Raw genomic sequence first — 12532 nt, 5'->3', positions numbered from 1 at the left:
AGGCCAACAATAATGTTGGCCTCATTATTTAACTTACCACAAATTATTTATTGGCATCTTTTACAGCTTTAAGCTTTGCTGCATGGTCTATTTCGTAATCAGGCATGTCTTTTTTACCTTCTATTAAATAGTTATCCATCCAACGCATTAAACGTAGGCTGTAGTCGTATTGTGCTGCCACTTTACGGTTACCATGACCTTCACCTGGGTAATAAACCAGGCGAACATCTTTACCTTGTACTTTCATGTAGCGGTATAGCTCCATTGACTGTGCTGGATGAACGCGCGGATCGTCTTTACCGTGCATAATAAGTAATGGTGTTTCAGATTGGCCAGCCCAAAAAATAGGGCTGCGCTCTAAGTACCACTGCCATTTATCCCATGGGTATGAACGGGCATGTACCAAGTGCATTTCGTTAGAGATGTCAGTAGTACCAAACTTAGATAGCTGATTAGTTACACCCACAAACATAACGCTTGCTGCAAAATGCTCAGTTAGTTTTGTTGCACCCCAAGCAGAGGCGTAACCGCCGTATGAGCCACCCGTAATACCAACGCGTTTACTGTCAACTAAACCCATTTCTACTAAATGGTTTTTAAAGTCCACCAAGTCGTCAAACTCTTTACCCGCATAGTCGTTTTGCCCTAGTTTTGAGTAATCAACGCCTTTACCTGTAGAGCCGCGATAGTTTGGATAAAACACCGCGTAACCGCGTGCTGCACCCATTTGACCTGGGCGAGAGTAATTGGTGATCCACCCATCTTTGTCGTGACTTTCTGGGCCGCCATGTACTGACATAATAAGTGGGTAGCGTGTGCCTTTGTTGTAATCGAGCGGATAGACAAGTACGCCGTCTAACTCAACACCATCACGCGCTTTAAGCTTGATGGTTTCTTGTTTTGCAAAACGCTTATCGTTTAACCAGTTGTTAGAATCGGTTAAACGCTTTGCTTTTTTACTACGCACAATAAACACTTCGTTAGGATGTTTAGCGCTGTTACCACGAAGAGCTAATGTTTTATCTGAATGAGAAACACTAAGCTGCGTTGCAATGAATTGGCCTTCATCAACTAGCTTTTTGTACTTATTAGAGCCTGCTTTAATACTGGCAACAAAGCTTTGTGTACCTACACTGGCAATAAAGTTGAGTGTGCTGCGCTTATGCGACCATTCAAAATCAACTACGTGGCCCATAAAGTTAGGCAACCACTCAGTGATTTTTGCGGTTTCAGTGTCGGCAATAAATAAGCGTCCAGTAGCAGGATCATGCTGATCCTCTGCGCCCAAAATAGCCACATACTTACCATCATGCGATAGCTCTGCGTCGCCTAGTTTACCTTGTGTTTTAAGCGATAAAGTTACTTTTTCGTTAGCAATATCATAAAGGTGCCACATTGATTTGGTATAGCGATCGTCAATAAGTGCAGTAGGTTGGGTTTTAACGAGTAGTTTTTCACTGTCTGCAGACCAATTTACATCACTTACGTAGCTATCTATGTTTATGGCTGTTGGCGACAATGGTTTGTCAGCTTTAGCTAAATCAACAATAAAGAGTTGTTTGTTTTTTAAACCTAGTTCGTATACTTCTGCTTTAAAACCAAGTTTTTTTAATTCTTTATCTGATTTGTCAGCAGCTGGCATGGCTAATAACGCAAGCTGTTTGTTATCAGGGCTTAGTTGATAGCTTGAAATAGAAGTCCCTTTTAACGACATAACAGCTTGTGCTTGTCCGCCATCAACTGGGATCTGGTATAGAGAAGTAAATTTGTCGTCTTTTAATTTCGCTAAAAAGTATATTGTTTTACTGTCGTTTGACCATTGAATGCTTTTTATATTAACCGAGCCGGTAATAAATGGGCGTTCAATACCCTCATCGTCTACAACGTAAAGTTCGCTGTAATTACTGCCATTTTCGTCAACGTAAAGCGTGCGTGGTAACGAACGTGTAAATGCAACGCTTTCGCCATCAGGGCTTACACTTGTTTGTATTACCGATTTTACTTTTGGTATATCTTCAACTGTTATTGCTGATTGCGCAAATGCAAGTGAGCTTGAAAGCCCGATTGCCAGCGCTAAGCTAGTTTTTAGCATTGTTATATCCTTTATTTTTAAAATCCAGATTAGTATAACAAGCTAAGGTCAATAAACTAAAAAATGCGATTAATGCTCAAAAGAGGGCGTTAAATGAGGGTGATAAAATAAATGATGAGTAGCGCGGAATGACCCCGCGCTGTCTTTTATAAACTTTTTTTAGGTGGCAGGGCCACGTTTGCAAATATAAGCCCTGCTACAAGCGACATAAATATTAAAAACGTTTGCTGGCCTATATGCTCGGCATATACAAAGTCTTGGCCTTCAATAAGCGAGTTTAAGCCAATATAAGTTTTACTGCCGGGTACCAGTACAATTAAGCCTTGCATGGCAACAATGGAAGCCGGCGCATTAGCAACACGGTTAAATAAGTTACTAAAAATACCAACCGATAACGCGCCTACAAAGGTACCCAACGTGTAGTCAAGGTACATGGCAGAACCAATACTGGTACCATAGGCTATAAAACCTGATGCAATAGACCAACCCGCATGTTTTAGCTTGGTTCTAAATATGACTATTAAGCTGCTACACAATAAAAATATAGCAAGCCAAGGCGTCCAGCTTGGCAAAGGCTCTGGTTGAACAAAGTCTGCTTGGCCAAATAGTGCAAAGCCAATGCCTATACCTATAAAACCACCAAAATACAGCTTAAACAGCAGCATAAATGAGTCCATAACGCGTGCTGTGCCCGACACTAAATGTCGCGCTGCAAGCTCAGCCAGTCCAAGTGCAAGCGCAAGGCCCGGTATAAATACAATAATGGCCGAAAGTACCACCAAGCGTATGTTTACTTCAGGGGTAATATAAACACTTACAGCGCATGCCAATATTGCTGAAACAATAGCAACAAGAGGCTCAAGCATGTGCGCTACACGTTTAGAGCGCATAGACCACAAAACAAATAAATACACTACAAGGGTGAGCAACGCCGACCAAATTACATCGGTCCAACTGGTTCCCATAAGCATTGCAAAAGCACCACCCGAGGTTGCAAACGCAATGCCTGTGGTCAGTTTATTATATGGGTTTGGTGCATCAAAAATGATGTCGAGCTGTTGGTCTACTTCTTGAAGTGTAAGATCACCGTTGAGCATTTTATTTACTAGGTCGTCGGTGTCGGCGAGTGAGCCTAAGTCATGATCGCCAGGATCTACTCGTGCCACATGTGTGTATTCATCTTCATGGCCGTCGGTCCAAATAACAAAAGTAACTGAAGTAGGGGACATAACAAATGACGATTTAAGGTCTAGGTATGTGGCTACTTCCATTAGGTGAGCTTCTAGGCGGTAAGCAGGCGTACCGTACTTGTGAAGCATTTTACCTAATTTAACGATAAATTTGCGTTTTTCTGTAAAGGTTGCAGTTTTCAAATCTTATTTAGGCCAGTGTGTAGAACCAATCCGCAATAATACTTAATCATTTTGCGGGGCTAAACGTGTCGCTACTTGCGTTAAAAAATTCTCATTTAGAACAACTAAACGACAAATTTTTTGCCTTGCTATCAACATGTTTTTCCACCCTCAAAATAGATCACTTAATTAAGCGAGTTGGTATAAAAATTAGCTAAGAGTATAGGCTAAAACGCCCATGTGTAATGGGCGCGATTTTAAAGACTAATTGGTGTGTGTCTAGTCATTTTTAATCTAATTTTTTATTTTTTTCTGCTATCCATTGCGCCATGTATTGTGTGCTGCGCATTGTATGATGTTTGAGCATTTGTCCGGTGAAGTTCTTTTCGCGATGCGCGCTTAAATCATTGCTTATTAAATCTATTTTATTAATGAGCGCCGCGCTTAATTTTACTTTGTCGTAAACACTATTTAGTAGCGCATTACCAGCTTGTTGAGCGTGTTTAAAATCGGTTTGACTGTTGTAAAGCTCAACGGCTGCATTTGCAAAGTCTTCGGTATTATTAGCAACTTTACCTGGCCAAGGTAAATCGTTGTGCATGCCCTCTACACCAATGCGGGTGGTAACGCTGGGTGTTTGCATAATCATGGCTTCAAGTAATTTACCTTTTATGCCCGCACCAAAACGAAGCGGCGCTAAACACACTCGCGCGCTTTGCATAACGTCATAGGCGTTATCGGCCCAGCCTTTAATTAAAAATCCCGTTTTAGGGTTATTAAGTGCGGTGGCTTTAGGTGGCGGGTATGAGCCGTAAATGTGTAGTTCGGCTTTTGGAAGTTGCTTACGAATTAATGGCCATATTTTTTGTAAGTAAAGGACAGCATCCCAGTTTGGGGCGTGTCTAAAGTTACCTATAGTCATAAAGTGCTGACGTTCATCAAAGCTTTTTGTGGTTTTGGGCAATGCGCTTAAATCAACCATAAACGGTAAATGATGCAATAAACTTGGCTCTACCTTAAATACGCTATTGAGTAATTCCATTTCGTAGCTTGAAATAATTAAGCTTAGGTCACAGCGTAAAATGGCTGCAATTTCACGCTTTGCGATATCAGAATGTAAGTCACTGGTTGTAAATTCGCGCTCGCCTTTGTGGGCTTCATGGCGTGCGTTTCGTAAGCATTGTAAATCTTCGGTATCGAGAATTTTAATAGCATTAGGGCAATGCTTATCTACGCGCCAACCAAATTGTTCTTCCATCATAAAGCGGTCAAACATGACTATGTCAGGGCTGAACGCTTTAACGTATTCGTCAAAGCTTTCGCAGTTAAGGGCAATGCTTTGGCTCGTTATGCCAAAGTCATCAAGGTTTACCATATGATCTGTGCGTTGAGCAGGGGTGGCAAACTCTACTTGCCAGTTTTGTACTTTAAATGCATTTAATAACGACATCATGTGCGTGCCCGCAGCAGACGAATTGGGTTCTGGCCATACGTAGCCAATTACCAGCACTTTTTTCATTGGCTAGACTCTTTAATTTGTAAGTTCACATTTACCAGTGTTTTAACCGGTGGAGCTGTATTTTGTAGTAGTTCTTGAAGTACTAAAAGGCAACGCTTTGCAATGTCATGCGTGCTGATTGCAACACTTGTTAATGTATCGTCAAGTAAGGTGTTATTTTTTATTTGTTGGCAGCTCACTACTTTAATGCGTTGTTCAGCTGTTAAGGGCAATGTTTTTATGGCTGCTAGCACACCGTGGGCAATAATGTCATTTGCACATACAATGGCGTTAATAGCAGGGTTGTTTTTATAGGCCTGTGTAAAAGCGTTTTTGGCACTATGTGCGGTGTTTTCATCACATTCGATTGCGTTTAGTGGCAAAATACTGTGTTGTGCACATGCGGTATTAAAGCCGTTTTGAAGTGTTAAGCAGCTACTTAATTGTAAATTGCTGCCTATAAACGCAATGTTTGTAACCCCTTGAGAAAGCAAGTGCATGCTCACTATGTGGCTTGCTTTTTTGTAGTCGGGTAACACGCAAGGGGCGTTACTAAATGTAAGCTCTTGCATTAACGTAACAACGCTATGCTGAGTATGTAATGTGTCTAACCATTGGGTGCATGTATTAGGTACGGGGCAAATTATAAACCCGGCGGCGTTGTATTCTTTTAGTTTATTAATTGCCCGTGTTTGCTGCCCAACATTGTTATTACTGCTAACAATAACGGCCTGAAAACCCTCGCCATTTAATATTTGTTCAAGCTCGGTGGCCAATTGTGCCATAACAGGATTAGTTAAATCGTTTATCACTATAGCTATTAAATTAGAGCGCTTTGAGCGCATAGCGGCTGCATCGCGGTTATAAACATAACCTAGCTCATCAATTGCTTTCAATACCCGTTGTTTGCTTTTATCACTTACTTTTTTACTTTGGGTAAGCACCAAGGACACTGTTGACTTGGAAACACCAGCACGGTCGGCAACATCAAATATTGTGACAGATTTAGCTTTATTACGCATAGTTGTGTTTGCCGCAGTGATAAATTAAAAACGCGTTAGTGTAGCTTAAACAGGGCTGTTAAGTCATCTTTTGCATTGGTTTAAGCCACCTTAATGCTTTATGAACAAAGCAAAACGTGTTTATATACACATAATTGTGTAAAAAAATAACAAAAGGATAAAAACATGAACGCTTTTAGGCTGTTAGTTGCCTTTATTTGTTGTGTTGTATTACTGCCATTTAGTCATGCAGAGCAGGGCTACCAAACCCCATCTCCTAATTTGGCGGCAGTGGTAGATGCTAAATTGGCGCCCACAAGTTACTTATCAAGTGATGGTCAGTGGCTTGCGTTATTTGAACGCAGGCGTGTTGTATCGCTTGATGAGCTTGCAATTGAAGAGTTAAAACTTGCGGGTATTAAACTAAACCCGGCTAACTTTTCACGCACACGCGTTCGCGCAAATTTTAGTGCAGTAGAACTTAAGCATGTGCAAAGTGGTACCGTTATTAATATTAATAACTTACCTAATGGTATTATTCGTTCGCCCAAATGGTCTTCAAATAGCAAATACCTAGCGTTTATTGTTGAACAAACAAACGAAGCAAATTTGTGGCTTTATAGTGTTGAAAGCAAACAAGCAAAAATGCTTTCAAGTGCAGCGTTAAACTCGGTTTTAACGGCATCGCCATACCAATGGTTACCAGACAGCACGGCCATTATTGCAAACCTAGCTGTAAATGTGGGTAAACCACGACTTGAAAACAACAGTCAAAATGTGGTGCCAGTTATTCAGCAAAGCACTGGCGAAAAAGCCCCCGCACGGACGTATCAAAATTTATTAACGAGCCCGTTCGACGAAGCACAATTTAAGTTTTTTGGCCAAGGTCAGTTGGCTTACATTACCCTTGATGGCAAGGCCCAAGCTATTGGTAGCCCAGCGTTATTTAAATTGTTTTCGGTATCGCCTGACTCAACCAATATTTTAGTGGCGGGAATTAACGAACCGTTTTCGTATCAAGTCCCTTACAGCCGTTTTGCAACAACATGGCAAATATGGGGTATGCGCGGTTTTGCATTAGCAGAGCTTGCTAAGCAATCACTTGCCGATAACATTCCACAAGGCTACGACAGCGTTCGTACAGGAAGACGTAATTTTGAATGGCGAGCAGATCAGGGGGCTGAAGTTATTTGGGCTGAAGCGCAAGATGGCGGCGACATGAAAACTGATGTACCGCACCACGATTACATTTACAGCTTACGTGCGCCATTTAAACGCGAGCCAAAGTTATTTGCAAAAGTAGAACGTCGTTATGCGGGTATGGAGTGGGCTAACAACGACATTGCTATGCTAAGCGATTGGCGCTTTAGCGACCGTCAATTACGTACGTATGTTATTCAACCACGTAATGCCGATAGTAACCGAGTGCTGTTTTCAGAGCGTAGTTATAACGATGCTTATAAAGACCCAGGTAATGCTATTTACGACCGTAACGATTTAGGCGCTAATGTAATTAAAGTCGTTGGTGGGCGTTATATTTATCTGCGCGGCAATGGCGCGTCAGAGCAAGGTAATATTCCGTTTTTAGACAGGTACGATGTAAAAACGAATAGCAGCAAGCGTTTATGGCAATCAGAAGCGCCTTATTACGAGCGCGTACGAGCTCTACTTGATGAGGAAGGCGAGCGCTTTATTACTATTCGTGAGTCTAAAACTGAGCAGCCTAACTTTTTCATTCGTGATTTAGATAACGATTCGCTAACCCAACTAACGCAATTTGAACACCCATACCCTGCTTTTAAAGGGGTAACAAAAGAACAAGTGCGTTACACGCGCGACGACGGTGTTGAGCTTTCTGGCACTTTATATTTACCACCAGGGTACGACAAAACACAAGGCACTTTGCCTGTGCTTATGTGGGCTTACCCACTTGAATACAAAGACAAAGCCGTAGCGTCGCAAGTTCGCGAGTCGCCTTACGAGTTTACGTATATTGGTTACTGGGGCCCAATGCCGTACCTTGCCAAAGGTATTGCCGTGTTTGACGACCCTAAAATGCCCATTGTTGGTATTGATGGCAGCGAGCCAAACGATAACTTTAGAACACAACTTGTAGCAAGCGCGCAAGCTGCGGTAGATGTGTTAGTTAATAAAGGGATTGCTGATAAAGGCAAAATAGCCATAGCAGGGCATTCATATGGTGCATTTATGGTTGCTAACTTATTGGCGCATAGTGATTTATTTAAAACAGGTATTGCTCGAAGTGGTGCATATAACCGTACGTTAACACCGTTTGGTTTTCAGGGGGAAGAACGTGATTTTTGGCAAGCGCAAAGTGTATACGCCAATATGTCGCCGTTTTTTCACGCCGAAAAAATCAATGAGCCAATGCTCATGATACACGGTAAAGAGGATCCTAATTCAGGCACTTTTCCAATGCAAAGTGAGCGCATGTATGCCGCGCTTAAAGGCTTAGGAAAAGACGCCCGTTTAGTTATGCTGCCTTACGAAGCTCATGGCTACCGCGCACGTAAAAGCTTGTTACACGTACTGTGGGAGCAAGAGCAGTGGCTAGATAAGTATTTGTTAAATGATACAGCAGAGCCAGTAGAAGTAATTACTGAACCAGTGGCAAGTACTGGGCAATAGTAATAAACATAAGTAAGCAACAGCGCGGCTACTTATAGCCGCGTTTTTGTTTTGAATAAGAGTAAATTAATGATTGATGTAGCAGCACTGGCAGTTTTTATTCCTACCTTCTTTTTTGTGTCTATCACTCCAGGTATGTGTATGACGCTTGCCATGACACTTGGCATGAGCATCGGTGTGCGCCGAACCTTGTGGATGATGATAGGTGAGCTATTAGGGGTGGCGAGTGTTGCCGTTGCTGCGGTATTAGGTGTTGCAGGTGTAATGCTAAATTACCCAGAGGCCTTTGCTATTTTAAAATGGGTAGGCGGTGCATACTTAATTTATATAGGCATAAATATGTGGCGTGCTAAAGGTAAAATGTCGATTGATACACAAAGCCCGTGTGATGTAAGTAGGCAGTCGCTTTTTACTCAAGGATTTATTACCGCTGTTGCTAACCCAAAAGGGTGGGCGTTTATGATCTCATTACTCCCGCCGTTTATTAATGTTGACCAGGCTGTTGCGCCACAGTTATTTATTTTACTTAGCGTAATTATGATAACCGAATTTGTAAGTATGTTAGCGTATGCAACAGGTGGTAAAAGCCTGCGCCTGTTTTTAGCCCGAGGCGATAATATTAAATGGATGAACCGAATTGCAGGCAGTTTAATGATGCTTGTAGGTGTTTGGTTAGCCTTAGATTAATAATAAAGAGCACGTGGCTCTTTATTATTTTGCGCACATTGCTTTTAACCTTTTAATCAGAGCATGCATTATTTAACTGCGCTTTTAAAAATGGCGCCGTTTTACTTTTTTGTGACTCAGCGACCTTTTCAGGTTTACCTTGTGCAACTATTACCCCGCCTTCGTCGCCGGCTCCTGGGCCAATATCAATAACCCAATCACTGTTACTGGTTACTTGCATATCGTGTTCAACCATAATGACGGTGTTGCCAGCATCAACTAAACCATTTAACTGCGCCATTAGCATGGCTACATCTTTAGGGTGCAGGCCTGTGGTTGGTTCATCTAAAATATAAAGCGTATCGCCGCGCTGAGTGCGCTGTAGTTCAGTGGCAAGTTTAATGCGCTGGGCTTCACCGCCCGAAAGCTCAGTAGCAGGTTGGCCTAAACGTAAATAGCCAAGGCCCACTTCTAGCAGCGCATTTAGCGCACGTAAAATAGCGGGTTCATCAGCAAAAAATGTATGCGCCGACTCAACGGTTAAATTAAGTACATCGGCAATGGTTTTATCTTTGTAGGTAATTTCAAGTGTTTTTTGGTTGTAGCGCTTGGCGTTACACACAGGGCAAGGCGAATACACGCTAGGTAAAAATAACAGCTCCACGCTTACAAAGCCTACGCCCTCGCAATTTTCGCAGCGACCCTTTTTAACGTTAAACGAAAAGCGACCGGCATCGTACTTACGCGCTTTTGCCTCTTTGGTATTGGCAAACAGTTTACGTACGTGATCAAATAAGCCCGTGTAAGTTGCAAGGTTTGAGCGAGGTGTGCGGCCAATGGCTTTTTGATCAACCGTTATTAGGCGCTTTATGTGCTCAATGCCGTGAGTTATTTGCCCGCCGGTTGTTATATCGAGCTCTTGCTCGAGTAGCTCGGCTTCATCTGTAGGTATGTGTGGCTGCGATTTTTGCCCTAGTGCATCGTAAACCAATTCAACAAGTGCTTGGCTTACTAAGCTTGATTTACCTGAGCCAGATACCCCTGTAACACTTGTAATAACCCCAAGCGGAAATTCTACATTAAGCTTTTGTAAGTTGTTACGCTCAACATTTTTAAGCGTAAGCCATGCTTTTGCTGGGCGTTGCTTATTTTGTATTTGAGCTTGCTGAGGTTCGTTATTTTTAAATAAATACTGGCTCGTGTGTGAGCTGCTAATTTGCTTTAAGCCCTGAACGGGGCCGCTATAAACAATATTACCGCCACGGGAGCCCGCATTAGGCCCTACATCAACCACCCAATCGGCATGGCGAATAACACTTACGTCGTGCTCAACCACAAACACTGAGTTACCAGCGGCTATTAGCTCATCTAGTGCGGCTAATAAGGCTTGAGTATCGGCAGGGTGTAAACCTGCAGAAGGTTCATCTAACACATACACTACACCAAATAATTTTGAGCGAATTTGCGTTGCAAGCCTCAAGCGTTGTAATTCACCAGGCGATAACGATGGGGTGGTGCGTTTAAGCGATAAATACCCTAAACCAAGTTTGGTGAGTGCTTCAACGCGTTTAAGAATGTCGCCAGCTATACACTTTGCAACTATGGTTTTTTCGGGATTTGCAGCATTACTTTTAGCGGGGTGACTAGCAGCAAACTTTAATTTATCTGCCAACTCTTTGAGCGTTAATTGCGAAATTTCGCCTATATCAAGGCCTGCTACTTTAACCGATAACGACTCTTTTTTAAGCTTTTTACCTTCGCACTGCGGGCACTGTGATATTTGCATATATTGCGATACGCGCTTTTTAGTGCGTGGGCTTTGAGTGCTCGAAAACGATTGTAAAACAAAGCGTTTAGCACTTATAAATGTACCCATGTAGCTAGGGCTTTCTTCATTTTTAATTGCCGCTTGTGTTTGCTCAAGTGTGTACTCGGGAAACACGGGCACTGTGGGTGTTTCGTCGGTAAATAAAATCCAATCTCGGGCTTTTTTAGGCAGGGTATTCCACGGTTTATTAATGTCGTAGCCTAGCGAGGTAAGAATACGGCTTAGGTTTTTACCTTGCCAAGCCGGCGGCCATGCTGCAATAGCACGCTCTTTAATTGATTTAGTGGGATCGGGTACTAGCAGCTCTTCGGTTACGTTAAATACACGGCCAATACCGTGGCACTCTGGGCAGGCGCCTTGTGGCGTATTGGGCGAGAACGCATCGGCGTAAAGTATGCCTTGCCCTTTTGGATATTCACCTGCGCGTGAGTAAAGCATTCGCAGCGCGTTAGAAATAGTGGTTACACTACCCACCGATGAGCGTACCGAGGGTGCACCACGCTGTTGCTGTAATGCTACCGCTGGTGGCAGCCCTTCAATTGAGTCTACATCAGGCTCGTCTACCTGATCGATTAATCGGCGTGCATATGGGGATACCGAATCAAGATAACGATGCTGCGATTCGGCAAATAATGTTCCAAAGGCGAGCGATGATTTACCCGAGCCCGATATACCGGTAAAAACAACAAGTGAATTACGGGGGAGATCTACATCCACATCTTTTAAGTTATGAACACGTGCGCCTTTTACTTGAATGCTGTGTTCTGGGTTTAATAAAGCCGATTGTGCCTTACTAACCTCATTTGACTTTTTAGGTGTGGTTGCCATGTAATTTACTCCTGTTTAATGACCCTGTATTAATTAGCCTATTTAATAGACGAACTGAAAAGCCTTAATATTACAATTACCACTGTGAATGAGAGCTTATTATAGTAATAAAGTTTTTCTTCTATGTTTACATAATAGGTAAATACTGAGAGTATATTTTGCGCTTGCATACACAAATCGTAGGTTAAATGGAGAACACAAATATGGCTAAAATATGGATTATAATGTTGGTTATGCTTTCGTTTTCGGCATTGGCAAATAGTGAAAAAGTAATAAACGTAGACAGAGCAATACCCAATAGCTTGCATTTAGCATTTCCAAACGATGCTAATATCACACCAAAAAAAGGCGACTTTGAGGTGTTAAATTACATATTAATGAGTAATAACGAAGGCGAACGTTGGGCAGTTATCACATTAACTAATGTATCATCGGGAAATAGAGAGCTTAACGAAGATCACTTACTCGCTTTATTTGCAGATGGTTCACGACTCCCTCCTCAACCTTTTAAATTAAGTTTTAAAGGTAACGAAACGCAATCAGTTACCGTTTCGTTTGCGGAATATAAGTTTCCTATTTTAAGTGTGTATTCAAGCAATGATCAGTAACACATTTTTA

The 12532-nt window shown here is 42.2% G+C and carries 8 protein-coding genes; 3 read left to right on the top strand and 5 right to left on the bottom strand.

Going from position 1 to position 12532, the window contains the following annotated elements; translation table 11 throughout:
- Positions 1 to 43 precede the first annotated feature (43 nt).
- The 4 genes from AC27I2_RS09335 to AC27I2_RS09320 form a co-directional block, all read right to left on the bottom strand.
- Positions 44 to 2092 carry a S9 family peptidase gene (locus AC27I2_RS09335; protein WP_487204087.1) on the bottom strand — a complete coding sequence of 683 codons (2049 nt, stop codon included), beginning with the start codon at positions 2090 to 2092 and terminating at the stop codon, positions 44 to 46.
- A gap of 146 nt (positions 2093 to 2238) precedes the next feature.
- A complete protein-coding gene (locus AC27I2_RS09330; protein ID WP_082653575.1) occupies positions 2239 to 3465 on the bottom strand; it encodes a threonine/serine exporter family protein in 1227 nt (408 codons plus the stop codon).
- Positions 3466 to 3733: 268 nt separating this feature from the next.
- Positions 3734 to 4963 (bottom strand): glycosyltransferase, encoded by a 1230-nt coding sequence (locus tag AC27I2_RS09325; RefSeq protein ID WP_487204086.1) that lies wholly within the window; start codon positions 4961 to 4963, stop codon positions 3734 to 3736.
- Entirely contained in the window at positions 4960 to 5964 is a 1005-nt protein-coding gene (locus AC27I2_RS09320) for a LacI family DNA-binding transcriptional regulator (RefSeq protein ID WP_487204085.1), read from the bottom strand. The genes AC27I2_RS09325 and AC27I2_RS09320 overlap by 4 nt, the downstream gene beginning before the upstream one ends.
- A 165-nt stretch (positions 5965 to 6129) precedes the next feature.
- Between AC27I2_RS09320 and AC27I2_RS09315 the strand changes: the two genes are divergently transcribed.
- Both AC27I2_RS09315 and AC27I2_RS09310 read left to right on the top strand, forming a co-directional pair.
- The gene (locus AC27I2_RS09315; protein WP_487204084.1) at positions 6130 to 8592 is read left to right on the top strand and encodes an alpha/beta hydrolase family protein; all 2463 of its coding nucleotides are present in this window, start codon (positions 6130 to 6132) and stop codon (positions 8590 to 8592) included.
- Between the two features lie 69 nt (positions 8593 to 8661).
- Positions 8662 to 9279, top strand: coding sequence for a LysE family translocator (locus tag AC27I2_RS09310; protein WP_487204083.1), 618 nt, complete (start codon positions 8662 to 8664; stop codon positions 9277 to 9279).
- Positions 9280 to 9331: 52 nt separating this feature from the next.
- Here AC27I2_RS09310 and uvrA read toward each other — a convergent pair whose 3' ends face one another.
- Positions 9332 to 11914 carry an excinuclease ABC subunit UvrA gene (uvrA, locus tag AC27I2_RS09305; RefSeq protein WP_487204082.1) on the bottom strand — a complete coding sequence of 861 codons (2583 nt, stop codon included), beginning with the start codon at positions 11912 to 11914 and terminating at the stop codon, positions 9332 to 9334.
- 203 nt (positions 11915 to 12117) lie between these two features.
- Here uvrA and AC27I2_RS09300 point away from each other — a divergent pair, with 203 nt between their 5' ends.
- Positions 12118 to 12522 (top strand): hypothetical protein, encoded by a 405-nt coding sequence (locus AC27I2_RS09300; RefSeq protein WP_487204081.1) that lies wholly within the window; start codon positions 12118 to 12120, stop codon positions 12520 to 12522.
- Positions 12523 to 12532 lie beyond the last annotated feature (10 nt).

This window comes from Pseudoalteromonas sp. NH0006-46, from assembly GCF_057547735.1.
Note: the sequence above shows the minus strand (reverse complement) of the source record. Positions and strands in the feature narration are given on the sequence as shown.